This is a genomic window from Streptomyces sp. NPDC026206 (assembly GCF_040638465.1).
Classification (GTDB): Bacteria; Actinomycetota; Actinomycetes; order Streptomycetales; family Streptomycetaceae; genus Streptomyces.
This window is the reverse complement of sequence record NZ_JBEZYL010000008.1, coordinates 224,095-250,871: the sequence shown is the minus strand read 5'-3', so window position 1 is coordinate 250,871 and position 26,777 is coordinate 224,095. Positions and strand designations below refer to the sequence as shown.

The window sequence follows — 26,777 nt, the reverse complement described above, 5'->3', positions numbered from 1 at the left end:
CCCAGGGGCCTCGGTGGGGGAGGCCGTCGCGAGGGACCCCCGGAACCTCGTATGGTCGTATCCGTGTTGGAGGAGATGCGGATCCGGTCCTTGGGCGTCATTGACGACGCGGTGGTCGAGCTGTCACCTGGTTTCACGGCGGTGACCGGCGAGACCGGCGCAGGCAAGACCATGGTCGTCACCAGCCTCGGCCTGCTGCTCGGCGGGCGCGCCGACCCGGCGTTGGTGCGGGTGGGGGCCAAGGCCGCCGTCGTGGAGGGGCGGATCGCCGTCGACCGCCGGTCCCCCGTGGCCGTACGGGCCGAGGAGGCCGGTGCCGAACTCGACGACGGCACGCTGCTCATCAGCCGCACCCTCTCCGCGGAGGGGCGCTCGCGCGCCCACGTGGGCGGGCGCAGCGTGCCCGTGGGGCTGCTGGGCGAGCTCGCGGACGACCTGGTGGCCGTGCACGGGCAGACCGACCAGCAGGGTCTCCTGCGCCCCGCACGGCAGCGCCAGGCCCTCGACCGGTACGCGGGTGATGCGGTGGCCGTGCCGCTGGCCAAGTACACCGGCGCCTACCGCAGGCTGCGGGCCGCCGCCGCCGAACTGGACGAGCTGACCACGCGCGCCCGGGAACGGGCGCAGGAAGCCGACCTGCTGCGCTTCGGCCTGGACGAGGTCGCCGCCGCCGAGCCCCTGCCGGGCGAGGACGCCGAACTCGCCGCCGAGGCCGAGCGGCTCGGCCACGCCGAGGCTCTGGCCTCCGCCGCCACCGCCGCGCACGCCGCGCTGGCCGGCGACCCCGAGGACCCCGAGGGCATCGACGCCCGCACGCTCGTCGCGGGCGCCCACCGGGCGCTGGACTCCGTGCGCTCCCACGACCCGGCCCTCGCCGCCCTCGCCGACCGCATCGGCGAGCTGGGCATCCTGCTGGCCGACGCGGCCGGGGACCTGGCGGGATACGCCTCCGGTCTGGACGCCGACCCGCGGCGCCTGGCGGCCGTCGAGGAGCGGCGGGCCGCGCTCACGCACCTGACCCGCAAGTACGGCCAGGACATCACCGCGGTCCTCGCCTGGGCCGAGCGCGGCGCCGCCCGGCTGAGCGAGCTGGAGGGCGACGACGACCGCATCGGCGAGCTCACCGCCGAGCGCGACGCGCTCCGTGCCGAACTCGGCGAGCTGGCACAGGCGCTGACCGACGCCCGCACGGAGGCGGCGCAGCGATTCGCCGGGGCGGTCACCGAGGAGCTCGCCTCCCTCGCCATGCCGCATGCCCGGGTGACCTTCTCCATCCGGCAGAACGAGGTGGCCGACGACGCCGCCGGCATCGACGTCGGCGGCCGCGCCGTCGCGTACGGGCCGCACGGCGCGGACGACGTCGAACTGCTCCTCACCTCGCACCCCGGCGCCCAGCCGCGGCCCATCGCCAAGGGCGCCTCGGGCGGCGAGCTCTCCCGCGTCATGCTCGCGGTGGAGGTCGTCTTCGCGGGCACCGACCCCGTGCCGACGTATCTCTTCGACGAGGTCGACGCGGGGGTCGGCGGCAAAGCCGCGGTGGAGGTGGGGCGGCGCCTGGCACGGCTCGCGCAGTCGGCGCAGGTCGTCGTCGTCACCCACCTTCCGCAGGTGGCCGCGTTCGCCGACCGGCATCTGGTCGTGGAGAAGACCCATGACGGCGCGGTCACCCGCAGCGGGGTCCAGGCGATGGAGGGCGAGGAGCGGGTGCGGGAGCTGTCGCGGATGCTGGCGGGTCAGGAGGACTCGCAGTCGGCGCGGGCGCATGCGGAGGAATTGCTGGAGGCGGCGCGGGCGGGGCGCTGACGGCGCGCGGGGTGTGTTGGGGGGGCGTGCGCCGGGGGGCGCTTGCGGTGCGTGTGGGGCGGGGCCGGGGTGGGACGGGCCCTTCTGGGGCTGGATTATTTACGGCCACCGTCACCGTAGTGCGTGCTCCGAACGTCGCCGCAAATAACCCTTACGCCCCCTGCCAGGGCCCGTCCCACCCCGGCCCCTCCCGTCGGTCGGCGGCTGCGGGTCCCGGTCGTTTCAGTGGTCCGCGGTCGGTGCTGTGTGGATGGGAAAGGCGAGGCAATGGGGCTCGGGGTAGCTGTGGTGGGGGCGCTCGGGGGGTACGAGGTGGTGCGGCGCACCCGGCCCGGAGGGAGGGCCTTTTGAGAGCGCCGGAACCGCGCCGGGCGGACCGTCGACCTGTGTGCCGGGCCCGGCGCCGTGCTCGGAACGGCCGCGGCCGTCGCAGCGGCGCGTGCGCTGCCGGTACGGCAGCGGGCCGCCGGGGTGCTGGCCGTGCTCGCCGCCGGCGCCTGCGGGGCGTACGACGACGTCGTCGGCGCGGGGGATTCCCGGCGCGGCTTCCGGGCGCACCTGTCGGCGCTGCGGAGCGGGGACTTGACCAGCGGCGCGGTCAAGCTCCTGGGGACCGGGGCGGCGGCCCTCGCCGCCGGGGCGGTGCTCCGGGACCGGCCGCTGGACCGGGTGCTAGCCGGTGTGGTGATCGCCGGCTCGGCGCACGCGGTCAATCTGCTGGACGTGCGGCCCGGGCGGGCCGCGGGCGCGGTCATCGCGCTGGGCGCGGGCGGAATGCTGCGCGGCGGCGCCGCCGCACAGGTGGCCGCCGGACCGGTGGGAGCGGCCGCGGCCCTGATCGCCGACGACCTCGGTGAGCGCACCATGCTCGGCGACACGGGCGCGCACGCACTCGGTGCGGGGCTCGGGCTCGCCGTCGTGGTGGGCAACGGCCGGGCAGGCCTGATGCTGCACGCCGCCGTACTGACAGCCGTGACGATCACGGCGGACCGGCGGAATCGCCAAAGTGGGTGAATCCGGGGATCTGCGGGCGAGGTGGGACGGGCCGCCCTCGGAACGGTGGTCCCGAGATGTCAGTCGAGGCTGGCATCCTGGGCTCAGCACCTCGCCGTACGCCCCGCCCGACGTCGACTCAGGAGCTTCCCCCGCGTGAGCAGCACACCCGGCCCCTCGCACGGGCGGCCGCCTCTGCACGCTGTTCAGGTTCTGGGCAGCGGAAGCGCGGGGAGCGGTGCGCACGTGCGGTCCCTGGCGGACGGCCTGGTGGCCCGGGGACTGCGGGTGACGGTGTGCGGGGCGCCGGTGGCCGCGCAGAGGTACGGGTTCGCGGCGGCGGGGGCGGCCTTCACGCCGTTGAGGGCGGGCACCAACGCCCTGTCCGTCGCCGCGATCAGGGCGGCGAGTGATGGCGCGGACGTGGTGCACGCGCACGGACTGCGGTCCGGAATGCTGGCAGCCCTGGCCCTTCGGGGGCGCCCCACGCCGCTGGTCGTCACCTGGCATGCCCCGGTATGTGCCGCGGGCGCCCGGTCCCACGTCGTACGGCTGATGGAGCGGCAGGCCGCGCGCGCCGCGGCCGTCGTCCTGGGCGCCTGCCCCGACCTGGTCGACCGGGCGCGACGGCGCGGCGCCCGTGACGCCCGGCTGGCGCCGGTGGCGCTGCCCCCGCCGTCCTGCCCGCCCGAGGAGGACGAGCACCTGCGCAGCAAGGCCCGCGCCGAACTCGGCGCTGTCGCCCGCCCGTTGCTCGTCACCGTCGGCCGCCTCGAACCGGGCCAGGGCCACGGCCCCCTGCTGGACGCCGCACGGAGCTGGCGGGAGCTGGACCCTGAGCCGCTGCTCGTCATGGCGGGGGAAGGCAGTGAACGGCCGCACCTGCAGCGCCGGATCGAGGACGAGCACCTGCCGATCCTGCTCGTGGGCCGCCGCGACGACGTGCCGGAACTGCTGGCGGCGGCGGACGTCGCCATCCTGCCCAGCCGCTGGGAGGCCCGCTCCCTGCTGGCCCAGGAGGCACTTCACGCGGGCGTCCCCCTGGTCGCCACGTCGGTCGGCGGTGTCCCCGACCTTGTCGGTGACGCCGCCGAGCTCGTCCCGTACGGTGACGCCGGCGCCCTGGCGGGCGCGGTGGCCCGCCTCCTCGACGATCCGCTGCGCTGTGCCGAGCTCAAGGCCGCGGGCCGCACACAGGCGGCGAGCTGGCCCACGGAGGACGACACCGTCGCCCACGTCCTGAGCGTCTACGACGAACTCAAGCAACGCCTCTGAGGCGCTCACCGCGAGTGCGGGGCACGGGACCGCTGACACGGCCGGCCCCCTCCCGCCCCGCCCCCGCCCACTCACTGCAAGCGCCCCTGGCCCCGCAACCGTCACCCCACATGCCGCCGAGCCCGCAACGCCAGGCTCAGCGCCAGCACCGCCTCCGGGTCCTCCAGATCCGTACCGAGCAAGCGCGCGATCCGCGCCAGCCGGTCGTACAGCGTCTGCCGGTTCAGATGCAGCTCCCGTGCCGTCTCCGCCTTGCGGCCCCCGTGCGCCAGATAGGACTCCAGCGTCGGCAGCAACGGCGGCCGCGACGCCGCGTCGTGCGCCAGCAGCGGCCCGACGACCCGGTCCACGAAGGCCGCCAGGTCACCGTGCGAGCGCAGCCGCCACAGCAGGACGTCCACATCGAGCCGCCGCACGTCGTGCCAGGGGCGGGCCGGCAGGCCCTCGGCCGCGGCCGCCGCCTCCGCCGCGTGGCGCAGGCCCGCACCGGCCGTCGCCCACGTGACCGGCGCGCCGACGACCACCACCGGCGGCCGGACGGACGCCCGCTGCGCCCCGGCGCGCAGCGCGGCCGCCACCCGGTCGGCCACCGCGGCCCGTTCGTCCTCCTCACGCAGCCCGACGAGGAGCGGTACCCGCCCCTCCGGCAGCCGCACGCCCAGCAGGACCGGCACCCCCACTCCCGACAACTCCTTCTGGAGCGTCCCGGCCAGCGCCGCCCACCGGTCCCCGGGAACGAGGTCGACGGCGATCCGCATCACCACCGGCAGCAGCGGCCCCGCCCCGGGCCGGAAGCCCAGCACGCGTGCCTGCGCGGGCGCGTCCGCCGTGTCCAGGCGGTCCTCGGCGAGGTCGGTGAGGAAGTCGCCGCGCCCTCGCGCGGCCAGCTCCTCCTCCTGGCGGGCCTGTAGCAGCACGACCGCCAGCAGCCCCGCCGCCCGGTCCGCGGCGATCCGGTGGACGGGTGCGAGCGGCGCGTTCACCGGCAGTACGGTCAGCCGGGCCCGCACCGCGCCGGGCCCCGGGCCGTGGCCCGCACGGTTGCCCGGAATGTCGGCGACGACGCTCCCCGGCAGCCCGCCTGCCCGCAGCCCGTCCCAGACCTGCAGGGGATCGGCGGCACCCGGCGGCGCCGGGTCGGGGCCGGCCGCGTACAGCAGGCGGCCGTCCGCGGTCGCGAGGAAGACGGGGTTGCCCGCGAAGTCCGCGAACAGCCGCAGCAGCTCGGGCACCCCGCCACCGCCCAGCAGGACCTCGGTGCAGCGCCGGTGCACGTCCTCGGCGCGGCGCAGCAGGGCGTAGTGCTCGTTGACGAGCTCGGTGTGGATCTCCTCGGTCACCGCCACGAACGGCACCTCTCGGTGCAGCTGCACCAGCGGCAGCCCGTAGGAGCGGGCCGTGTCCACCACCGCGGCGGGCAGGGTCGCGAAGCGCGAGCCCAGCTCGACGACCAGCGCCGCGATGTCCCGCTCGGCCAGGCCGCGGACGAAGGCACGCTGTTCGGCGGGGCGGCTGCCCAGCCCCAGGCCGGTGGTCAGCAGCAGCTCGCCGCCCTTGAGGAGGGTGGCGATGTTCGGCGCCTCGCCGGCGTGTACCCAGCGCACCGGCCGGTGCAGCCGGTCGGCGGCGGCCATCACCTCGGGCAGGCCCCGGCGCAGGGCGGGCAGTTCGAGGGCCCGGGCGACGGTGATGGTGCCCTGCGGAGGGGACGGCGCGTGCGGTTCCATGGCGGCGAACCTACAGGCGCCGGGCGCCCTACCCTGGCCCGCATGAGTGCAGCTGCCGAGTCCCTCCCCGGTTCATCCGACACACCAGGCATATCCGGGCAGGATGCCGCGCAAGTCCCCGGCCGTGCCGCGGTTCAGCGGTACACCGTACGGGTCCTGATCGCGGCACAGGTCGTCGCCGGTATCGGCATGGGCTCGATGCTCTCCTCGGGCGGGCTGCTGGCCGAGCACCTCACCGGTTCCCAGTCGCTGGCGGGCCTCGCCACCACCCTGATCACCCTCGGTGCCGCCCTCGCGGCCGTACCGCTGGCCGCGCTGTCGCGGGCCCGGGGCCGCAGGGCGGGGCTCGGCGCCGGCTGGCTCGTGGCCGCCGCCGGGGCCCTCGTCGTCCTGGCGGCCGCCCGGCTCGGCTGGTACCCGCCGATCCTGCTCGGCATGCTGCTGATCGGCGCCGCCACCGCCTCCAACCTGCAGTCGCGCTATGCGGCGACCGATCTGGCGGAGCCCGGCGCCCGCGCGGGCGCGCTCTCCCTGGTGGTCTGGTCGGCCACGGTGGGCAGCGTCCTGGGCCCCAACCTCAGCGGTCCCGGGGAGGGAGTGGCCCGCGTGCTCGGCCTGCCGGCCCCGGCGGGCACGTTCGTCTTCTCCGCCGTGGCCTTCGTCCTGGGCTGGGCGGTCGTCCGCACCGGGCTGCGCCCGGACCCGCTGCTGCTCGCCGGCTCCGCGGGCACCGCCCCCGCGCGAGGCCGTACGGACGCGGAAGCGGATGCCGGCGCGGGCGTACGGCGGGGGTTCGCCGCTCGCACGGGGGCGGCGGCGCGGCAGGTGGCCGCGTCCCCGGCCGCGCTGACGGGGCTGGGCGCCCTGGTCCTGGCGCATGCCGTGATGGTGTCGGTGATGACGATGACGCCCGTCCATCTGGCGCATCACGGGGCCTCGCTGAGCGTCATCGGCTTCACGATCAGCGTGCACATCGCGGGAATGTACGGGCTCTCGCCCCTGGTCGGCAGGGCCACCGACCGGCTCGGCCGGGTGCCGGTGATCCTCCTGGGGCAGGCGGTCCTGGTCGCCGGGACCCTGCTGGCCGGCACCGCCGGGAGCCGGCAGTGGCCGGTGACGGCCGGGCTCTTCCTGCTCGGCCTGGGCTGGTCGTGCGCGACGGTCGCGGGATCGACCCTGCTGAGCGAGTCCGTCGACGCCGCGCACCGGCCGGAGGTCGAGGGGCTGTCCGACACCCTGATGAACCTCGTCGGGGCGGCGGGCGGCGCGCTCTCCGGCGCCGTGCTGAGCGGCTACGGCTACGGCGGTCTCAATGCCGCCGCAGCCGTGCTCGTGGCCCCCGTCAGCGCCTTCGCGCTGTACTTCGTCCTCCGCAGGCGCTAGCCGCCGAAGGCACTCGACGCGGTGAGGCGCAGCGCCGTGTCGATGAGCGGCACGTGGCTGAAGGCCTGCGGGAAGTTGCCCACCTGCCGCTTGAGGTGCGGGTCCCACTCCTCCGCGAGCAGCCCCAGGTCGTTGCGCAGGCCCAGCAGCTTCTCGAACAGCTGGCGGGCCTCGTCGACCCGGCCGATCATGGCCAGGTCGTCGGCGAGCCAGAACGAGCAGGCCAGGAAGGCCCCTTCGTCGCCCTCCAGCCCGTCCACCCCGGCCTCGTGGCCGGCGGTGGGATAGCGCAGCACGAACCCGTCCGGCGTCGACAGCTCCCGCTGGATGGCCTCGATGGTGCCGATGACGCGCTTGTCGTCGGGCGGCAGGAAGCCCATCTGCGGGATCAGCAGCAGGGAGGCGTCCAGCTCCCGGGAGCCGTAGGACTGCGTGAAGGTGTTGCGCTCCTTGTCGTAGCCCCGCTCGCAGACGTCCCGGTGGATGTCGTCGCGCAGCTCCCGCCAGCGCTCGAGCGGACCGTCCACGTCACCGGACTCGATGAGCTTGATGGTGCGGTCGACCGCGACCCAGGCCATCACCTTGGAGTGCACGAAGTGGCGGCGCGGGCCGCGCACCTCCCAGATGCCCTCGTCCGGCTCGGTCCAGTGGTCCTCGAGGTAGCCGATGAGCCGCAGCTGCAGCAGCGAGGCGTAGTCGTTGCGGGCCAGGCCCGTCATGTGCGCCAGGTGCAGGGCCTCGGTGACCTCGCCGTAGACGTCGAGCTGGAGCTGCCCGGCGGCGCCGTTGCCGACCCGCACCGGGACGGAGTTCTCATACCCCGGCAGCCAGGGCAGCTCGGCCTCGCCCAGCTCGCGCTCGCCCGCGATGCCGTACATGATCTGCAGGTTCTCGGGGTCGCCGGCGACGGCCCGCAGCAGCCACTCGCGCCAGGCGCGGGCCTCCTCGCGGTAGCCGGTGCGCAGCAGCGAGGACAGGGTGATCGCGGCGTCCCGCAGCCAGGTGTAGCGGTAGTCCCAGTTCCGGACACCGCCGATCTCCTCCGGCAGCGAGGTCGTGGGGGCGGCGACGATGCCGCCGGTGGGCGCGTACGTCAGCGCCTTGAGGGTGATCAGCGAGCGGATGACGGCGTCCCGGTAGGGGCCGTGGTACGTGCAGTGTCCGACCCACTCGCGCCAGAAGTCCTCCGTGGCCTCCAGCGACCCCTCCGGGTCGGGCAGGGCCGGGGGCTCGCGGTGCGAGGGCTGCCAGCTGATGGTGAAGGCGACCCGTTCACCGGGGGAGACGGTGAAGTCGGAGTAGGTCGTCAGGTCCTTGCCGAAGGTGTCGGCCTCGGTGTCCAGCCACACCGAGTCGGGGCCGGCGACGGCCACCGTGCGGTCACCGACCTTGTGCACCCACGGCACGACCCGCCCGTAGGAGAACCGCATCCGCAGGGCGGAGCGCATCGGCACCCGGCCGCTGACGCCCTCCACGATCCGGATCAGCTGCGGAGCGCCGTCGCGCGGGGGCATGAAGTCGATGACGCGGACCGTGCCGCGCGGGGTGTCCCACTCGGATTCGAGCACGAGGGAATCCCCCCGGTACCGGCGGCGGTCGGCCCGCGGTGGGACGGCCCCCGAGGGGTGTGCCGGGCCGATCCGCCAGAAGCCGTGTTCCTCCGCGCCGAGCAGACCTGCGAACGCCGCGTGGGAATCGAATCGGGGCAGGCACAGCCAGTCGGCCGTGCCGTCCCGGCAGACCAGGGCAGCGGTCTGCATATCGCCGATGAGTGCGTAATCCTCGATACGCCCGGCCACGTCATCTCCAGTCGAACGGCATCTAGGACCCCGGAGGGCCGTTGGCGGTCAAGGGATCTTCGACGAGCTCCGGTCCGGAAGGGGGACACCTGCCCGGGGGCACTCCCAGCGGTAGCTGGGGGAGGTGGCTGGGGGAGGGCGGGATGGTGCCGTGCCGGCCGGCTCGCTGCGTGTGTCCGAGCAGGATACGACGCCCAGTTGGGACACGCGCGACGGTTTGCAGGGGAATCTGTGCCGAATGGGTGGCCTGATGCGTACCCGGCACGCCACGGATGACACCCCCGTGACGCAGGGTCCGCCGGGCCGTCGCGCCGCGTCACCGGACGCGTCCGGGCCCGGGCGCTGATACCCTGGTACCCCGTGGACCGGTGGGCGCAAGACCCCCCAACCGCAGCGACGGCACCCCCGGAAACAACCGGGTGATCGCCGGAACGCACCCTCACTCGCGACCACGGGAGCCCCCCTTTGGCCATTGCAGCTAAGCCCACGACGACCAAGCACCTCTTCGTCACCGGGGGTGTCGCTTCTTCGCTCGGCAAGGGACTGACGGCCTCCAGCCTGGGCGCGCTGCTCAAGGCGCGGGGTCTGCGGGTGACGATGCAGAAGCTCGACCCGTACCTGAACGTCGACCCGGGCACGATGAACCCGTTCCAGCACGGCGAGGTGTTCGTCACCAACGACGGCGCCGAGACCGACCTGGACATCGGCCACTACGAGCGTTTCCTGGACGTCGACCTCGACGGCTCGGCGAACGTCACCACCGGCCAGGTGTACTCCACGGTGATCGCCAAGGAGCGCCGCGGCGAGTACCTGGGCGACACGGTGCAGGTCATTCCGCACATCACCAACGAGATCAAGCACCGCATCCGCCGCATGGCCACCGACGACGTCGACGTCGTGATCACCGAGGTCGGCGGCACGGTCGGCGACATCGAGTCGCTGCCGTTCCTGGAGACGGTGCGCCAGGTCCGCCACGAGGTCGGCCGTGACAACGTCTTCGTCGTCCACATCTCGCTGCTCCCCTACATCGGTCCCTCGGGCGAGCTGAAGACCAAGCCCACCCAGCACTCGGTGGCCGCGCTGCGCAACATCGGCATCCAGCCCGACGCGATCGTGCTGCGCGCCGACCGCGAGGTGCCCACCGCCATCAAGCGCAAGATCTCGCTGATGTGCGACGTCGACGAGGACGCGGTGGTCGCGGCGATCGACGCCCCCTCGATCTACGACATCCCCAAGGTCCTGCACACCGAGGGTCTGGACGCCTACGTCGTGCGCAAGCTGGACCTGCCCTTCCGCGACGTGAACTGGACCCAGTGGGAGGACCTGCTGGACCGCGTCCACAATCCCTCGCACGAGGTCAGCGTCGCGCTGGTCGGCAAGTACATCGACCTGCCCGACGCCTACCTCTCGGTGACCGAGGCGATCCGTGCGGGCGGCTTCGCCAACCGCGCCAAGGTCAAGATCAAGTGGGTCGCCTCCGACGAGTGCAGGACCCCGGCCGGCGCGAAGGCGCAGCTCGGCGACGTGGACGCGATCTGCATCCCGGGCGGCTTCGGCGACCGCGGCGTCAACGGCAAGGTCGGCGCCATCACCTACGCCCGTGAGAACAAGGTGCCGCTGCTGGGCCTGTGCCTGGGTCTGCAGTGCGTGGTGATCGAGGCCGCCCGCAACCTGGCCGGCATCGACGGCGCCAACTCCACCGAGTTCGACCCCGCCACCGCCCACCCGGTCATCTCCACGATGGCCGAGCAGATGGACATCGTCGCCGGTGAGGGCGACATGGGCGGAACGATGCGCCTGGGCATGTACCCGGCCAAGCTCGCCGAGGGCTCCATCGTCCGTGAGGTCTACGACGACCAGCCCTACGTCGAGGAGCGCCACCGCCACCGCTACGAGGTCAACAACTCCTATCGCGCGGAGCTGGAGAAGAAGTCCGGCATCCTCTTCTCCGGCACCTCCCCGGACAACAAGCTGGTGGAGTACGTGGAGTACCCGCGCGAGGTCCACCCCTACCTGGTGGCCACCCAGGCCCACCCGGAGCTGCGCTCGCGCCCGACCCGCCCGCACCCGCTCTTCGCGGGCCTGGTCAAGGCGGCCGTGCAGCGCCGGCAGGGCTGACCTATACGGTTGACCGGGGTGAGCGCCTCTTTCGGGGCGCCCACCCCGGTTTCCGTATTTGCTGGAGGACAGACATGGCGCACGCAGGAATCCAGGACACCGCCGAGGAGTGGCAGGTCACCGCGACCGGCACCCCGTTCACCGGCAACAAGACCAGCGTCCGCACGGACACCGTGGTCATGCCCGACGGTGTCACCGTCACCCGTGACTACCAGGTGCACCCCGGCTCGGTCGCCGTCGTCGCCCTCGACGACCAGGACCGGGTGCTGGTGTTGAACCAGTACCGCCACCCCGTGCGGCAGCGGCTGTGGGAGATCCCCGCCGGCCTGCTGGACGTCCCCGGCGAGAACCCGCTGCACGCCGCGCAGCGCGAGCTCTACGAGGAGGCGCACGTCAAGGCCGAGGACTGGCGGGTGCTGACCGACGTCTACACCACGCCCGGCGGCTGCGACGAGGCCGTACGGATCTTCCTGGCGCGCGGCATCTCCGACGCCGAGGGCGAGCGCTTCGAGGTCGAGCACGAGGAGCTCGACATGGAGGTGGCCCGCGTCCCGCTGGCGCTGCTGGGGCGCGGCATCCTCAAGGGCGAGCTGCACAACAACTGCCTGGTCGTCGGCGTCCTTTCGGTGACGGCGGCGCTGGCGGGCGACGGCCTGGACGCGCTGCGGCCGGCGGACGCCCCCTGGCCGGCCCGCCCGTTCGAGGCCTGACGACGGCTTCCCGGCGCCACGGGGCGGCGGCCCGGAAGGGTTCCCCCCGGTCCGACCATCATGCAACCCGAATAGGTGATCTTCAGCATGGCGGCTCCGCGCTCCGGGGAGCGCGGCGGGCGGTGAACTAGGCTCATCGTGTTCCCGGCCGCGGCCGCGGCCGGGCTCGAGCGTGCAGGTGGAACGGGAGTGACCCGTGGCGGAGCGGACGGTGGAGACCGGCGGACCGGCGGCGGCCCTGCCCGGGCGACGGCTGCCCGTCCCCGGCCCCGGGCTGAGCCCCCGTCAGGTACCGGGCCCGCCGCCGGGCTTGGCGCAGGACCTCTTCGTCGGGCGGCTGCGCGAGCTCAAGGAGCTGCGTGAGGACATCGTCCGGGCCGGGCTCGACACCCTCTCCGGGCGCAAGAAACCGCGCAGCCGGGTGCTGCTCATCGCCGGCCGCCCCGGCTCCGGCCGCACCGCCCTCGCCGAGGCGCTGGCCCGTCAGCTCGCCACGGAGTATCCGGACGGAGTACTGCGCGCGCGCCTCACCGGTGCCGACGGGGCACCCGTACCCACCGAGCGGACCGCGCGGGCCCTGCTCGCCGCGCTCGGCGCCCCGGTGCCGGCGGGCGCCCTGGAGGACGAGCTCACCCAGGCGCTGCGGACCGCTCTCGACGGGCGCCGGGTGCTGCTGCTCCTGGACGACGCGGCGGGCGCCGAGCAGGTGGACCCGCTGCTGCCGGACGAACCCGACTGCCTTGTCGTCGCCGTCTCGCGGGGGCCACTGACCGGGGTGCCCGACGTGCGGCCCTGCACGCTGGGCGGGCTGGACACGGCCGCGGCCGTCGAGCTGCTGGAACGCTACGCCGGCCCGACCCGCATCACCTGCGACCCGGTGGCGGCGAACGCCGTCGTCGAGGAGTGCGGCGGGCAGCCCGCCGCCCTGGTACTGGTCGGCGGCTGGCTGGCGGCCCGGTCCAAGATGACGGTCGTCGACGTGGCCAAGCGGCTGCGGGAGCTGCCGCCCGCCGTCGACGGCTACGAGAACGCCGGCCGCCCGCTCGCCCGGGCCTTCTGGCTCGCCTACGAGGCACTGCCCCCGGCCGCCGCCCGCACCCTGCATCTCCTCGCGCTGGCCCCGGCCGGGCTGCTCGACGCCCACACCGCTTCCGCGCTGGCCGGCTCCTCGCTCGCCACGGCCCAGTCCGCCCTGGAGGACCTCACGACCCGGGGCCTGCTGCGCCTGGAGGCCCCCGAGAGCGCGTCGGGCGCGCTGCCGCCGCAGTACCGGGTGCCGGGCTGCCTGGCGCCGCTGCTCGGGGCGCTGCTGCAGGCGCAGGAGCGGCCCGCCGAGATCGAGCTGGCGCGCGCCCGGATGCTGGAGCGCACCGTGCGCCAGCTGCACTCCTGCCGGGCCGCCACCGAGCGCGACGATCCGGCGGTGCGCAGACGCATCGAGCAGCTGCCCCGCCCGCTGCGGTTCCCCTCCGGGCGCGCGGCCGCGGAGTGGCTGCTGGCGCGGCTGCCGGCGTTGCTGGCCGCCGCGCGGCTGGCCGTGGAGGACGGCCGGCTCGACACCCTCGCGCGGCGGCTGGTCTCCGCGCTGACGCGGGCGCTGACCGCCCATCTGGGACCGGAGGCGGCGGCACCGGAGCTGTACGGCCTGCACCAGCTCGTACTGGATGTGGCGCGGCGCTGCGAGATGCCGCTGGAGAAGGCCGCGGCGCTGCTGAACCTCGGCGACCTCGACGCCCGGGCCGGGCGGACGGCGGAGGCGCTCGAGCGCTACCGCCAGGCCCTGCAGGCGGCGCGCGAGGCGGGCGACCCGTACGCGACCAGCCGGGCGCTGGAGTCCATCGCCGCCGCCCACCAGCAGCTGGGCGACTGGCAGCGGGCGGCCGACTGGTACCGGCGGGGGCTGGAGCTGCGGCTGACGCGGGGTGAACTCGCCGACCAGGCGCGGTTGTACGGGCGGCTGGGCGCGGTGCACAGCTATGCCGGCCAGTGGGCGGAGGCGCTGCGCGACTGGCGGGCCGCGGCCGCCGCCTGCCGCAGGCTGCGGGACCAGCCGGGGCACGCGCGGGCGCTGAGCGAGGCCGCCAGGGTGCTGGAGCACGCGGGCCGCCCGCGCGAGGCGCTGCGTGCGTGCCTGGAGGCGGTGGAGAGCGCCGGGGCCGCCGGTGACGCGCGGCTGGAGGCGGCGGTGCGGCTGCGGCTGGCGGACACCCTGGAGCGGCTGGGCGACCCGGCGTCGGCGCAGGAGCACCGGCAGTGCGCCGAGCGGCTGCTGGCAAAGGACGGGGAGCGGCCGGCGGGGCTGCTGCCGGGCGAGCCGCCCGGAGAGGGGGCGCCCGCGGAGGTGCGGTAGGGGGTTACGCAGGGTACCGGATCTTTGACCTAAGAAATCAGTGGCGGTTGGCGCAAAGATTGCTGCATTGCAAGGCTAGACAGCGCGCAATCCTTCATTAGACTGGCAAGGCCGCGATCGACGCGGTCTGCTCTGGTGTGCCCGGCATATCAGGATTAGCCTGTCATTCTCTGATACAAGGACCGTGATCGACGTGAAGGTCGGCATCCCCCGCGAGGTCAAGAACAACGAATTCCGCGTGGCCATCACGCCCGCCGGCGTGCATGAGCTGGTGCGCAACGGGCACCAGGTCTTCATCGAGAAGGGCGCCGGTCTCGGCTCCTCCATCACCGACGCCGAGTACGTGGCCGCCGGTGCCGGCATCCTGGACACCGCTGACGACGTCTGGGCCACCGCCGACCTGCTGCTGAAGGTCAAGGAGCCGATCGCGGAGGAGTACCACCGCCTCCGCAAGGGCCAGACCCTCTTCACCTACCTGCACCTCGCGGCCTCCCGCGAGTGCACGGACGCGCTGCTGGAGTCCGGCACCACCGCCATCGCGTACGAGACGGTCGAGCTCGCCAACCGTGCGCTGCCGCTGCTCGCTCCGATGTCCGAGGTCGCGGGCCGGCTGGCCCCGCAGGTCGGCGCCTACCACCTGATGCGCTCGGTCGGCGGCCGCGGCGTCCTGCCGGGCGGCGTCCCGGGCACCCACGCCGGCAAGGCCGTCGTCATCGGCGGCGGCGTCTCCGGCTGGAACGCCGCGCAGATCGCCGTCGGCATGGGCTTCCACGTCACCCTGCTCGACCGTGACATCAACAAGCTCCGCGAGGCCGACAAGGTCTTCGGCACCAAGGTGCAGACGATCGTCTCCAACGCCTACGAGCTGGAGAAGGCCGTCGTCGAGGCCGACCTGGTCATCGGTGCCGTCCTCATCCCGGGCGCCAAGGCCCCCAAGCTGGTCACCAACGAGCTCGTCGCCAAGATGAAGCCCGGAAGTGTACTTGTCGACATTGCGATCGACCAGGGCGGCTGCTTCGAGGACTCCAGGCCGACCACCCACGCGGAGCCGACCTTCCAGGTCCACGACTCCGTCTTCTACTGCGTCGCCAACATGCCGGGCGCGGTGCCGAACACCTCCACCTACGCGCTGACCAACGCCACGCTGCCCTACATCGTGGAGCTGGCCAACCGTGGCTGGCAGGAGGCGCTGAGCCGCGACGCCGCGCTGGCCAAGGGTCTCAACACGCATGAGGGTCATGTCGTTTACGGCCCGGTCGCCGAGGCGCACGGCCTGCCGCAGGTCGAACTGAGCACCCTGCTCGGCTGAGCCGCCGACGGCGTCACCCATAAGAGCACGCACCCGGCCGGGCCTTGCCGAGCAAGGTCCGGCCGGGCTGTTTTGCTGTGCTTTGACCCGCCCGTGATTCTTCCGGGTTATCCGCCGCACGCCCTTGACAGAAGGGTGTTCGATTGCCGACACATCGTGCCGTCTCCGGCGGATTGTGTTGCTGCGGACCGCCGACACGCCATAGAGTCGCCAACCGTCGGCATGGTGCCACGCTGACGTATTGAGATGTTTCCTGGTCACCAAGGAGGTAGGACGACTTGTGAATGAGTCGACATTTGCTCCCGGGGGTGGTCACCCAGGAATGCCTGCGCTGGGCCAGAGTCCCGTGGGACTCCAAGCTGTCGGCTCCGTCGCTGTCCACACCTTCGCAGCCCACCGGAACATCCAGAGCATGACGACAGCCCACCAGAGCATGGACGGTCAACACGTGAACGCCATGGCCGGCGACCGGGGCGGGGCGGAATCCACCCGTCTCGCCGACTTCGAGAAAGTGCCCGAAGGGCACTTCTACGACCCCGACGCGGAGTACGAGCCCGACCCCGAGTACGCGGCGACGCTCGCACCCGACGCCGCCCGCCAGCGCCGCGAGCGCATCGGCCCCACCGGGCGCCCCCTGCCTTACTTCCCGATCCCCGGACCGCTGGCCGACCACGGCCCGGCCAAGATCATCGCGATGTGCAACCAGAAGGGCGGGGTCGGCAAGACCACCTCGACCATCAACCTGGGTGCCGCGCTCGCGGAGTACGGACGCCGGGTCCTGCTCGTCGACTTCGACCCCCAGGGCGCGCTCTCGGTCGGCCTCGGGGTCAACCCGATGGAGCTCGACCTGACGGTCTACAACCTGCTCATGGAGCGGGGCATGCAGGCCGACGAGGTGCTGCTGAAGACGGCCGTCCCCAACATGGACCTGCTGCCGAGCAATATCGACTTGTCGGCGGCCGAGGTCCAGCTGGTCAGTGAAGTCGCCCGCGAGTCCACGCTCCAGCGCGCGCTCAAGCCGCTGATGTCGGACTACGACTACATCGTGATCGACTGTCAGCCCTCGCTCGGCCTGCTCACCGTCAACGCGCTGACGGCGGCTCACAAGGTGATCGTGCCCCTGGAGTGCGAGTTCTTCGCGCTGCGCGGCGTGGCGTTGCTCACCGAGACGATCGAGAAGGTCCAGGAGCGGCTCAACCCGGAGCTGGAGCTGGACGGCATCCTCGCCACGATGTACGACTCGCGCACCGTGCACAGCCGCGAGGTCCTCGCGCGCGTGGTCGAGGCGTTCGACGATCACGTCTACCACACCGTCATCGGCCGTACGGTCCGCTTCCCCGAGACCACGGTCGCGGGCGAGCCGATCACCACGTACGCGTCCAACTCCGTCGGCGCCGCCGCCTACCGTCAGCTGGCCAGGGAGGTGCTCGCCCGGTGTCACGCCGAGTGAGTCTGCCCGGTGCCGACGAGCTGTTCCGCACCACCGGCGGCGGGATGGGGCTGCAGTCCTCCTCCCCGCGCCGCAAGGCGAACGGCGAGGCGCAGCCGAGGGTGCCGGGGCCGGGTGACGCGCCCGACGGCGAGCGCCCGGGCAAGGGAGCGGAGCGGGACGGCCGCGGCCCGGCCGCCCCGGCCACCGCGGGCCAGGAGCAGGACGCCGAGCGCCGCGCCGCGGAAGGCCGCGAACGCGCTGCCGCCGCCCGTGCGGCGGCCGAGCCCGCCGCCCAGGGCAAGCGGCGCGGGCGTGCCGCCAACCGCCGGCCCAGCGGGCGTGAGCGCCACGACGAGAAGATCACGGTCTATGTCTCCGCCGAGGAGCTCATGGACCTCGAGCACGCCCGGCTGGTGCTGCGCGGCGAACACGGGCTCGCGGTCGACCGCGGCCGGATCGTCCGTGAGGCCGTCGCCGTCGTCCTGGCCGACCTGGAGCAGCGCGGCGACGCGAGCATCCTCGTGCGGCGCCTGCGCGGCCGCTGAGCGCCTGCGCCGCGCTTTTCGGGGGCGGTCCCCCGGGCCACCGGCCGGAACCGTGGGCCAACGCGTTCCCGCGGACCGGCATCGCGCGGCAAAAGTCAGTAACCTGCCGTTCACAGCCGGGTCCCGTTCGTACGGACCGATCCCCTCACCGCACTGGATCCAGCCATGCCCGCAGCCGCCACCGCATCGGCCCGCCGGCGTCTGGGCCTCGGCCCGGGCGAGCGGCGCTCTCCGCCCACGCCGGACGAGCCGGCACCCGGGCAGGCCTCCGAGGGGACGCCGGAGCCGGCCGCGGACGGGGACGGGCGGTTCACCGTACGGCTGGACAACTTCGAGGGCCCCTTCGACCTGCTTCTGCAGCTGATCGCCAAGCACAAGCTGGACGTCACCGAGGTCGCCCTGTCCAAGGTGACCGATGAATTCATGGCCCACCTCCGGGCCATGGGCCCGGACTTCGACCTGGACCAGACCACCGAGTTCCTCGTGGTCGCGGCGACGCTCCTCGACCTCAAGGCGGCCCGGCTGCTGCCCGCCGCCGAGGTGGAGGACGAGGCGGACCTGGCCCTGCTGGAGGCCCGCGACCTGCTCTTCGCGCGGCTGCTGCAGTACCGGGCGTACAAGCGGATCGCGGAGATCTTCAGCGGGCGGCTGGCGACGGAAGGCCGCCGCCACCCCCGTACCGTCGGCCTGGAGCCCCACCACGCCGAGCTGCTGCCCGAGGTCGTCCTCGGCATCGGCGCGCAGCGGCTCGCCGAGCTGGCCGTCAAGGCCATGCGCCCCAGACCCGCCCCGCAGGTGTACGTCGACCACATCCACGCGCCGCTGGTCAGCGTCCGCGAGCAGGCCGACGTCGTGGTGGCCCGGCTGCGGGAGGCGGGCGAGGCCAGCTTCGGGCAGCTCACCGAGGACGCCCCGGACACCCTGACCGTCGTGGCCCGCTTCCTGGCCCTTCTGGAGCTCTACCGCGAGCGGGTGGTCGTTCTGGACCAGGACGAGGCCCTGGGGGCCCTGACGGTCCGCTGGACGGGCGCGCAGGACGCCCGCCCGGTGGTGACGGACGAGTTCGACCGCGAGCCGGAGACCGAGCCGGAGCCGGTACCGGAGGAGAGCACAGCATGAGCGACACCGTCAGCGACGCGGCGTACGCGTCCGAGGAGACCCCCGCCGGGGCGCGGCGGGTGGCGGCACTGGCCCTCAAGCCCGCGCTGGAGGCCGTCCTCATGGTCGTCGACGAGCCCGCCACCGAGGAGCACCTCGCCAAGGTCCTCGGCCGGCCGCGCCGCGACATCGAGGGGGCCCTGCGCGAGCTGTCCGGCGAGTACGCGGCCCAGGAGCGCGGCTTCGAGCTGCGGCAGGTGGCCGGCGGCTGGCGGTTCTTCACCCGTGCCGAGTACGCCGACGCCGTCGAGGCCTTCGTGCTCGACGGGCAGCAGGCCCGCCTGACCCAGGCCGCGCTGGAGACCCTCGCCGTGGTCGCGTACCGTCAGCCGGTCAGCCGTTCCAGGGTCTCGGCCGTACGCGGGGTGAACTGCGACGGCGTCATGCGCACCCTCCTCCAGCGCGCTCTGGTGGAGGAGGCGGGGACGGAACCCGAAACAGGTGCGATCCTGTACAGGACGACGAATTACTTTCTGGAGCGCATGGGCCTGCGCGGCCTGGACGAGCTCCCGGAGCTCGCCCCCTTCCTCCCCGAGGCGGAAGCGATCGAGGGCGACACTCAAGAAGGTGTGCCGTCGTTCGATCCGGACGCACCGGACACCGACGCAGACGACAAGACGGAACTTTGATGCGAAGCAGCGGCAGGAACAGCGGAAGCGGCAACCGGGACGACCGGGGTGCCCGAGGAGGGTCCCCCCGGCCGGCGTCCGGGGGCGGGCGTGCCGGTGGCGGGCGTTCGGGCGGCGGGCGCCCCGAGGGCGGCGGCCGCTCCGGCGGCGGCAGCTACGGCGGCGGTCGCCCCAGTGGCGGCGGCTACGGCGGTGGCCGCTCCGAGGGCGGGCGTTCCGGCGGTGGCCGCTCCGAGGGCGGGCGCTTCGACGGCGGCCGCTCCGGGGACCGGCGCGACGACGGACAGCAGGAGCGTCCGCGCCGTCCGCGCCCCGAGGAGCGCCGCTACGACGTCGGCCCCGACGCCGAGCGCACCCGCGGCGGCGCCACCAGCGGCCGCACCACCGGCCCCACCAGCGGCCGGGGCGCGGCGGCCCGCGGCGGTGCCAAGGGCGGCCCCCGCAAGAGCTCCACGGCCGGTTCCGGCGGCCGGAGCAGCGGACCCGCCCGCGGCCACGGGTCCGTCCCGGCCCGCCCGCGCGAGCTCGACGCCAAGATCGAGGAGCGCAACCGCGAGCGGCACAACAAGCCGCAGGTGAAGACCCCCAAGACCTTCCCCGGCGCCGAGCAGGAGGGCGAGCGCCTGCAGAAGGTGCTGGCCCGGGCCGGCATGGGCTCGCGGCGCGCCTGCGAAGAGCTGATCGAGAGGGCGCGCGTCGAGGTCAACGGCGAGATCGTCACCGAGCAGGGCCTGCGCGTGGACCCGGAGAAGGACGAGATCAAGGTCGACGGCCTGACGGTCGCCACCCAGTCGTACCTCTTCTTCGCGCTCAACAAGCCGGCCGGTGTCGTCTCCACGATGGAGGACCCCGACGGCCGCCAGTGCCTCGGCGACTACGTCACCAACCGCGACACCCGGCTCTTCCACGTCGGCCGTCTCGACACGGAGACCGAGGGCATCATCCTGCTCACCAACCACGGTGAGCTGGCCCACCGCCTCACCCACCCCAAGTACGGCGTTCAGAAGACGTACCTGGCCGCCATCACGGGCCCGCTGCCGCGCGACATCGGCAAGCAGCTCAAGAGCGGCATCCAGCTGGAGGACGGCTACGCCCGCGCCGACAACTTCCGGGTGATCCAGCAGACCGGCAAGAACTACCTCGTCGAGGTGACCCTCCACGAGGGGCGCAAGCACATCGTGCGCCGCATGCTCGCCGAGGCCGGCTTCCCGGTCGAGAAGCTGGTCCGCACCAGCTTCGGCCCGATCCCCCTGGGCGACCAGAAGTCCGGCTGGCTGCGCCGCCTGACGAACACCGAGGTCGGCATGCTGATGCGCGAGGTCGATCTCTAAGCCGGCACTCCGTCCGGACGGGCTGCCATCGCGGCCCGTCCGGCGCTGAGGGCTGGAGGACGGTGCAGGGCGGGACGGGGCCGGGGTTCCCTACGACCACACCGCCAGGCCGGTCGCCCGGCCCTCCTCGTCGCGCTGGATCTCCATCATTCCCTCCACCGCGTCGCGGGTGATCCGGCCGAAGACGTGCGGGAACAAGGTTCCCGGCGCGACCCCCGGAGGCGGTGCCGGCACGGCGGCCTCCCAGCGGACCATGACGTCCAGCTTGTGCTCGTCGATCAGCAGGGCCATCAGCGGGCCGGGCACCTCGCGGTAGTAGGCGGTGGCCACGGCGAGGATGGTCGCTTCGTCGGGGGAGCAGTGGACGAAACCCTCGTCGGCGAGCGACGCGGGGGAGTAGGGGCGGTCGGGCACGGTCAGCCAGTCGTCCAGGCGCACCACGTGATAGATCATGAACATGGTTCTACCCGACGAGGGCCCCGCCCGTCCCGGGCGGCGGGCTGACTAGGCTGGGGCCGTGAGAACCGCCCTTGTCATCGGAACCGGACTGATCGGCACCTCCGCCGCCCTCGCACTGGCCGGACGCGGCGTCCAGGTGTACCTCATGGACCACGACCCCGCCCAGGCCCGTACGGCCGCCGCGCGCGGCGCCGGCACGGACCGGGCGCCCGACGGGCCCGTGGACCTCGCCGTCGTCGCGGTGCCGCCCGCGCACGTCGCCGCCACCCTCGCCGAGGCGATCCGGGGCGGCCTGGCGCGTGCCTACCTCGACGTCGCCAGCGTCAAGGGGGGCCCGCGGCGCGAGCTGGAGGAGCTCGGCTGCGACGTCAGCGGCTACCTGGGCACCCACCCGATGGCCGGGCGGGAGCGCTCCGGGCCGATGGCGGCCACCGCTGACCTCTTCGAGGGCCGGCCCTGGGTGCTGACCCCGACCCCCGCGACCGACACCGAGGTCCTCAACCTGGCCCTGGAGCTCGTCGCCCTGTGCCGCGCGGTACCCGTCGTCATGGACGCCGACGCCCACGACCGGGCCGTGGCGCTCGTCTCGCACACCCCGCAGCTGATCTCCAGCATGGTCGCCGCCCGCCTGAAGGAGGCCGACGAGACGGCCGTGCGCCTGTGCGGCCAGGGCATCCGCGACGTGACCCGCATCGCGGCCTCCGACCCGCGGATGTGGATCGACATCCTCTCCGCCAACCCCGGGCCCGTCGCCGACGTCCTCGCCTCCGTCGCCGCCGACCTCGACGAGACCGTGCGGGCCCTGCGTGCCCTGGAGTCCGCCGACGAGGACAAGCGCCTGGGCGGCGCGGCCGGCATCGAGGCCGTCCTGCGGCGCGGCAACGCGGGCCGCGACCGGGTGCCGGGCAAGCACGGCGCGGCTCCGGCGGCGTACGAGAGCGTGACCGTCCTGATCGGCGACCAGCCGGGCGAGCTGGCCCGGATCTTCGCCGACGCCGGCCGGGCGGGCGTCAATATCGAGGACGTGCGCATCGAGCACGCCACCGGCCAGCAGGCCGGTCTGATCCAGCTGATGGTCGAGCCCGGGGCCGTGGCCGGGCTGATCGCGACGCTCCGCGAGCGCGGCTGGTCGGTGCGGCAGTAGGCCCCGCGGGCCCGGCCGCACGGCCGCCCGCGCAGGGCGGTCCGCGGAGCCAGTAACCTTGGGTGAGCCTGTATACGGCTCGTACGCTCCCGCCCTGTGCACAAGGAAGGTGTCTGACACCGTGGAAACCGCCGCCCGGACCGCTCCGGCAGCTGTCATCGTCGGCATCGACGGCCCTTCCGGCACGGGCAAGTCCAGCACCTCCAAGGCCGTGGCAGCCAAGCTCGGACTGCGCTACCTGGACACCGGTGCCCAGTACCGGGCGATCACCTGGTGGATGCTGAGCAACGGCATCGACGTGAACGACGCCGCCGCCGTGGCCGACGCGGCGGCCAAGCCGGAGATCGTCTCCGGCACGGACCCGGCCGCGCCCTCGATCACGGTCGACGGTGCGGACGCCGCCCTGCCCATCCGCACCTCCCAGGTCACCGCCGCGGTCAGCGCCGTCAGCGCGGTGCCGGAGGTGCGCACGCGCCTGACCGAGCTGCAGCGGGCCATCGCCGCGGAGGCGCCGGACGGCATCGTCGTCGAAGGCCGGGACATCGGCACCACCGTCCTCCCGGACGCCGACCTCAAGATCTTCCTCACCGCCTCGCCCGAGGCGCGCGCCGCCCGCCGCAGCGGTGAGCTGGGGGCCAAGGAGGCCAGTGACCTCCTCGCCACCCGAGCCGCCCTGATCAAGCGGGACGCCGCCGACTCCGGCCGCAAGACCTCCCCGCTCGCCAAGGCCGCGGACGCGGTCGAGGTGGACACCACCGAGCTGACCCTTGAACAGGTCATCGAGTGCGTCGTCACCCTCGTCGAGGAGCGGCGTAACCGGGATGCGGCGCAGACCGAGGGTTCCGACCGAGGAACGAGGGAGGAGCCCTCGGCCGGAGCGGGGCCGCGGTGAAGCGCGACCGAAGGCAGGCAGAAGCGGGCGGCAGCGTGAGCGGACCGGTCACCGGCTCCGAGCCGGGTGCCGCCGTCGGCCGGCGGATCGGCATCGGACTGATGTACGGGCTGTGGAAGCCCCGCGTGCTGGGCGCCTGGCGGGTGCCCACCGCGGGGCCGGTCATCCTGGCCGTCAACCACTCGCACAACATCGACGGCCCGATGGTGATGGGCACCGCGCCCCGCCCGGTGCACTTCCTGATCAAGCGGGAGGCGTTCACCGGCCCGCTGGACCCGTTCCTGCGCGGGATCGGCCAGCTCAAGGTGGACCGCGAGAGCGCCGACCGGGCCGCCATCTCCGACGCGCTGGCCGTGCTGGAGCGCGGCCACGTCCTGGGGATCTTCCCCGAGGGCACCCGGGGCGAGGGCGACTTCGCGTCGCTGCGCGCCGGCCTGGCCTACTTCGCCGTACGGTCGGGGGCGCCGATCGTGCCGGTGGCGGTGCTGGGCAGCGCCGAGAGCACGAGCCGCGTCACAGGCGCGCTGCCCCCGCTGCGCAGCCGCATCGACGTGGTCTTCGGTGACCCGTTCGAGGCGGGTGACGGCAGCGGGAAGCGGACCCGGACGGCGCTGGACGCGGCGGCGGGACGGGTCCAGCAGCGACTGGCCGCACACCTGGCCGAAGCCAGGCGGCTGACCGGCCGCACGACCGACGAGACTTGAGCAGCGGCCCGCACAGGCGGTCCGCTGGACGACGAAGCACTTCAAAAGCAGGGAATTGACTTCATGAACGACCAGATCCACTCCGGCGACGAGCACGGTGAGCTTGGCGACGCCGAGTACGCGGAGTTCATGGAGCTCGCGGCGCAGGAGGGCTTCGACGCCGACGAGGTCGAGGGCGCCCTCGGCGAGGCCGGGCACGGCCCGCTGCCGGTGCTCGCCGTCGTCGGCCGTCCCAACGTCGGCAAGTCGACGCTGGTGAACCGCATCATCGGCCGCCGCGAGGCCGTCGTGCAGGACAAGCCCGGCGTCACCCGCGACCGCGTCACCTACGAGGCCGAATGGGCCGGCCGCCGCTTCAAGGTCGTCGACACCGGCGGCTGGGAGCAGGACGTGCTGGGCCTCGACGCCTCCGTCGCCGCGCAGGCCGAGTACGCGATCGAGGCCGCCGACGCGGTGGTCTTCGTCGTGGACGCCACCGTCGGTGCCACCGACACCGACGAGGCCGTCGTCAAGCTGCTGCGCCGGGCCGGCAAGCCCGTCGTGCTGTGCGCCAACAAGGTCGACGGCATGTCCGGCGAGGCCGACGCCACCGCCCTGTGGTCGCTGGGTCTCGGCGAGCCGATGCCGGTCTCCGCGCTGCACGGCCGCGGCACGGGCGACATGCTCGACGAGGTCCTCAACGCGCTGCCCGACGCCCCGGCCCAGACCTTCGGTGCCGGTGTCGGCGGACCGCGCCGCATCGCGCTGATCGGCCGCCCGAACGTCGGCAAGTCCTCCCTGCTGAACAAGGTCGCGGGCGAGGAGCGGGTCGTCGTCAACGAGATGGCCGGCACCACCCGCGACCCGGTCGACGAGCTGATCGAGCTGGGCGGCACGACGTGGAAGTTCGTCGACACCGCCGGCATCCGCAAGCGCGTGCACTTGCAGGAGGGCGCGGACTACTACGCCTCCCTGCGCACCGCCGCGGCGGTCGAGAAGGCCGAGGTCGCGGTCATCCTCGTCGACTCCAGCGAGAACATCAGCGTCCAGGACCAGCGCATCATCACCATGGCCGTCGACGCCGGGCGCGCCATCGTCATCGCGTTCAACAAGTGGGACACCCTCGACGAGGAGCGCCGCTACTACCTCGAGCGCGAGATCGAGACCGAGCTCCAGCAGATCGCGTGGGCGCCGCGGGTCAACGTCTCGGCGCGTACGGGCCGGCACATGGAGAAGCTCGTCCCGGCGATCGAGGCGGCGCTGGCGGGCTGGGAGACGCGCGTGCCGACCGGGCGCCTGAACGCCTTCCTCGGCGAGCTCGTCGCGGCCCACCCGCACCCGATCCGGGGCGGTAAGCAGCCGCGCATCCTCTTCGGCACGCAGGCCGGCGTCAAGCCGCCGCGCTTCGTGCTCTTCGCCTCCGGCTTCATCGAGGCCGGCTACCGCCGCTTCGTCGAGCGCCGGCTGCGCGAGGAGTTCGGCTTCGAAGGCACGCCGATCCACATCTCGGTGCGGGTGCGCGAGAAGCGCGGCCGCAAGAAGTAGGGCGGGCACGGGCCCGGCCGGGGCCCGGGGTCACCCCCGGGCGGCCCCGGATCCCTCGGGGGTCCGGGGCTCCGTCACAGACGGGGCAGGGAGCGCGGGAGCGCGCGGGCGGCTAGAAGCCGCGCGTGCGGCCGTCGCGGGGTGCGGGCGGCAGTGCGGGCAGACTGCCGCGCTGCCGCCCGTGGTACGACTCCCAGACCGCGTTGTACGCCGGGAGCTGCCCGACGTAGCTGTACCCGCCCTGCTGGGGGCCGAAGGTCTTGAACCGCAGCTCCTCCTCGCCCGAGCGGTCCCCGGGCAGTGCCCGGAAGGACCGGCGGTACTCGGAGCAGAGAGCGTCGTAGATCGGGGTCACCGAGGCGGGGTGGCTCTCCGCGGAGGCATCGCGGGATGGCCGCATGCCGGGGATGTGGTTCGGGTACGAGGTCCGGGCGGCGGGTTCGTATGAGTACACATCCCTGCCAACGACCTCGCGGCCCGTCGGATGCGGGCCCGGGTGCGAATGGCTTGCCGGGACCATGCTCCCGGGGTGCGCGACGGGGCGCAGGTCGCCGCTCATGTGCCCGCGAGCGGCATGGCCGCCCCCACCAGCCGGCCGGCCGCCGCCGCCCGGTCAAGCGCCTCGCGCAGCATGTCCTCGCGCGGCTGCGCGCCGATCGTCCCGACCGGGGCGGCGAAGACCAGCACCTGCCGCGTCTTGTTGACGGCGGCCCGCCACTCGTCGGCGACCTGCATCGCCTGGTGCGCCTGCCACCAGGCCTGCGGAGCGGCCGCGCCCACAGGCGGCTGGAGGACGGCGTGCAGCTTGCCCATGGCCACCAGTACCGACCAGCCCGGGAGCGCCGGCGGCGGCTGGGCCACGTCGGCGACGGGCGCGAAGCCCTGCTCGGTGAGCAGGTCCAGGAACACATCGACGGGCCCGCTGGTGCCCGGCCGGGCGATCGGCCCCAGCGGCTCGACGACCAGCGCCGGGTGCACCTCGCCGCCGACCAGCACCAGCCCGCTCGTCACCCCGAGCTCGGCCTGCAGCGGTACGTCGACGGGCTCGCCGCCGCCGGTGATGGAGCGCACGGCACCCTGCAGCTGCTCCTCGGAGACGGGGACCACCTGGGAGGGGATGCAGGCGGCGTGCGCGAAGGCCAGCACCGCCGTCTCGTCACCGACGAACAGCACCGTGCTGGTGCGCTCCTTCTCGGTGTGGCCCGGGGTGCGGCAGGAGGTGCAGTCGTAGAGCCCCGGGGCGTTGTCGCCGCCCAGCAGTCGCTCCGCTTCCTCGGCGCCGATCTCGGCGCGTACCTCGTCGCTGACATCGAGCATGCGCGGCACGGGGTCTCCTCGAAACTTGTATGGCTCGGTACAGAACGCAGGGCGTGGTGTGCCGGCCGGGCGGTTCCCGGCTCGTAAGAAGACAACGGATGATCCATGGCCCGGGTCACGCCCGGGAAAAGTTCCCGGATCCGCTACCGATTCGCCATCTGTTGGAGAACGAGTT

The 26,777-nt window shown here is 73.7% G+C and carries 21 protein-coding genes and 1 pseudogene; 17 read left to right on the top strand and 5 right to left on the bottom strand.

The genetic code is table 11. From position 1 onward, the window contains the following. The first annotated feature begins 51 nt into the window (after positions 1-51). The 3 genes and pseudogenes from recN to AB0F13_RS15090 all read left to right on the top strand — a co-directional run bounded on the left by recN (position 52) and on the right by AB0F13_RS15090 (position 4,071). Positions 52-1,803: a DNA repair protein RecN gene (gene recN / locus AB0F13_RS15100; protein ID WP_362080877.1), complete on the top strand. Its 1,752-nt coding sequence runs from the start codon at positions 52-54 to the stop codon at positions 1,801-1,803. A 267-nt stretch (positions 1,804-2,070) separates the two neighbouring features. Beyond that, a pseudogene (locus AB0F13_RS15095) lies at positions 2,071-2,817 on the top strand (hypothetical protein). Between the two features lie 135 nt (positions 2,818-2,952). After that, positions 2,953-4,071: a glycosyltransferase family 4 protein gene (locus tag AB0F13_RS15090; RefSeq protein ID WP_362080874.1), complete on the top strand. Its 1,119-nt coding sequence runs from the start codon at positions 2,953-2,955 to the stop codon at positions 4,069-4,071. A 101-nt stretch (positions 4,072-4,172) separates the two neighbouring features. Here AB0F13_RS15090 and AB0F13_RS15085 read toward each other — a convergent pair whose 3' ends face one another. Next, positions 4,173-5,798, bottom strand: coding sequence for a PucR family transcriptional regulator (locus AB0F13_RS15085; RefSeq protein ID WP_362080871.1), 1,626 nt, complete (start codon positions 5,796-5,798; stop codon positions 4,173-4,175). A gap of 42 nt (positions 5,799-5,840) precedes the next feature. On the opposite strand from AB0F13_RS15085, the gene AB0F13_RS15080 reads away from it, so the two are divergent. Next, the gene (locus tag AB0F13_RS15080; RefSeq protein ID WP_362080868.1) at positions 5,841-7,181 is read left to right on the top strand and encodes an MFS transporter; all 1,341 of its coding nucleotides are present in this window, start codon (positions 5,841-5,843) and stop codon (positions 7,179-7,181) included. Here the strand turns inward: AB0F13_RS15080 and AB0F13_RS15075 are convergent. Continuing rightward, a complete protein-coding gene (locus AB0F13_RS15075) occupies positions 7,178-8,980 on the bottom strand; it encodes a glycoside hydrolase family 15 protein (RefSeq protein ID WP_362080865.1) in 1,803 nt (600 codons plus the stop codon). The two genes, AB0F13_RS15080 and AB0F13_RS15075, sit on opposite strands and share 4 nt — an antisense overlap. A gap of 471 nt (positions 8,981-9,451) precedes the next feature. On the opposite strand from AB0F13_RS15075, the gene AB0F13_RS15070 reads away from it, so the two are divergent. The 9 genes from AB0F13_RS15070 (at position 9,452) to AB0F13_RS15030 (ending at position 20,562) form a co-directional block, all read left to right on the top strand. Further along, a complete protein-coding gene (locus tag AB0F13_RS15070) occupies positions 9,452-11,098 on the top strand; it encodes a CTP synthase (protein ID WP_362080964.1) in 1,647 nt (548 codons plus the stop codon). Between the two features lie 74 nt (positions 11,099-11,172). Further along, positions 11,173-11,808: an NUDIX hydrolase gene (locus tag AB0F13_RS15065; protein ID WP_362080862.1), complete on the top strand. Its 636-nt coding sequence runs from the start codon at positions 11,173-11,175 to the stop codon at positions 11,806-11,808. A 274-nt stretch (positions 11,809-12,082) separates the two neighbouring features. After that, entirely contained in the window at positions 12,083-14,158 is a 2,076-nt protein-coding gene (locus tag AB0F13_RS15060; RefSeq protein WP_362080961.1) for a tetratricopeptide repeat protein, read from the top strand. A gap of 193 nt (positions 14,159-14,351) precedes the next feature. Continuing rightward, a complete protein-coding gene (gene ald / locus AB0F13_RS15055) occupies positions 14,352-15,467 on the top strand; it encodes an alanine dehydrogenase (protein ID WP_362080959.1) in 1,116 nt (371 codons plus the stop codon). A gap of 322 nt (positions 15,468-15,789) precedes the next feature. Next, positions 15,790-16,917, top strand: coding sequence for a ParA family protein (locus AB0F13_RS15050; protein ID WP_362080859.1), 1,128 nt, complete (start codon positions 15,790-15,792; stop codon positions 16,915-16,917). Continuing rightward, positions 16,914-17,444 carry a hypothetical protein gene (locus AB0F13_RS15045; protein WP_362080856.1) on the top strand — a complete coding sequence of 177 codons (531 nt, stop codon included), beginning with the start codon at positions 16,914-16,916 and terminating at the stop codon, positions 17,442-17,444. The genes AB0F13_RS15050 and AB0F13_RS15045 overlap by 4 nt, the downstream gene beginning before the upstream one ends. 165 nt (positions 17,445-17,609) lie before the next feature. Continuing rightward, positions 17,610-18,563 carry a segregation/condensation protein A gene (locus tag AB0F13_RS15040; protein ID WP_362080853.1) on the top strand — a complete coding sequence of 318 codons (954 nt, stop codon included), beginning with the start codon at positions 17,610-17,612 and terminating at the stop codon, positions 18,561-18,563. Next, entirely contained in the window at positions 18,560-19,231 is a 672-nt protein-coding gene (scpB, locus tag AB0F13_RS15035) for an SMC-Scp complex subunit ScpB (RefSeq protein WP_362080850.1), read from the top strand. The genes AB0F13_RS15040 and scpB overlap by 4 nt, the downstream gene beginning before the upstream one ends. Then, a complete protein-coding gene (locus AB0F13_RS15030; protein ID WP_362080847.1) occupies positions 19,231-20,562 on the top strand; it encodes a pseudouridine synthase in 1,332 nt (443 codons plus the stop codon). The genes scpB and AB0F13_RS15030 overlap by 1 nt, the downstream gene beginning before the upstream one ends. Before the next feature lie 90 nt (positions 20,563-20,652). Here the strand turns inward: AB0F13_RS15030 and AB0F13_RS15025 are convergent, their stop codons facing one another. Then, positions 20,653-21,015 (bottom strand): DUF952 domain-containing protein, encoded by a 363-nt coding sequence (locus tag AB0F13_RS15025; RefSeq protein WP_362080845.1) that lies wholly within the window; start codon positions 21,013-21,015, stop codon positions 20,653-20,655. Between the two features lie 64 nt (positions 21,016-21,079). Here AB0F13_RS15025 and AB0F13_RS15020 point away from each other — a divergent pair, with 64 nt between their 5' ends. From AB0F13_RS15020 to der, 4 genes are all read left to right on the top strand, one after another. Continuing rightward, positions 21,080-22,165, top strand: coding sequence for a prephenate dehydrogenase (locus AB0F13_RS15020; protein ID WP_362080842.1), 1,086 nt, complete (start codon positions 21,080-21,082; stop codon positions 22,163-22,165). Between the two features lie 121 nt (positions 22,166-22,286). Next, complete coding sequence (gene cmk / locus AB0F13_RS15015) at positions 22,287-23,057, top strand: (d)CMP kinase (protein ID WP_362080839.1); 771 nt, start codon at positions 22,287-22,289, stop codon at positions 23,055-23,057. Positions 23,058-23,158: 101 nt separating this feature from the next. Continuing rightward, positions 23,159-23,761, top strand: coding sequence for a lysophospholipid acyltransferase family protein (locus AB0F13_RS15010; protein WP_362080956.1), 603 nt, complete (start codon positions 23,159-23,161; stop codon positions 23,759-23,761). A 63-nt stretch (positions 23,762-23,824) separates the two neighbouring features. Continuing rightward, positions 23,825-25,285 carry a ribosome biogenesis GTPase Der gene (gene der, locus AB0F13_RS15005; protein ID WP_362080836.1) on the top strand — a complete coding sequence of 487 codons (1,461 nt, stop codon included), beginning with the start codon at positions 23,825-23,827 and terminating at the stop codon, positions 25,283-25,285. 112 nt (positions 25,286-25,397) lie between these two features. On the opposite strand, the gene AB0F13_RS15000 is transcribed toward der, so the two are convergent. Beyond that, on the bottom strand, positions 25,398-25,685 hold the full coding sequence (locus AB0F13_RS15000; RefSeq protein ID WP_362080833.1) for a hypothetical protein: 288 nt from the start codon (positions 25,683-25,685) through the stop codon (positions 25,398-25,400). Positions 25,686-25,840: 155 nt separating this feature from the next. Then, on the bottom strand, positions 25,841-26,611 hold the full coding sequence (locus tag AB0F13_RS14995; protein WP_362080830.1) for a hypothetical protein: 771 nt from the start codon (positions 26,609-26,611) through the stop codon (positions 25,841-25,843). Positions 26,612-26,777 lie beyond the last annotated feature (166 nt).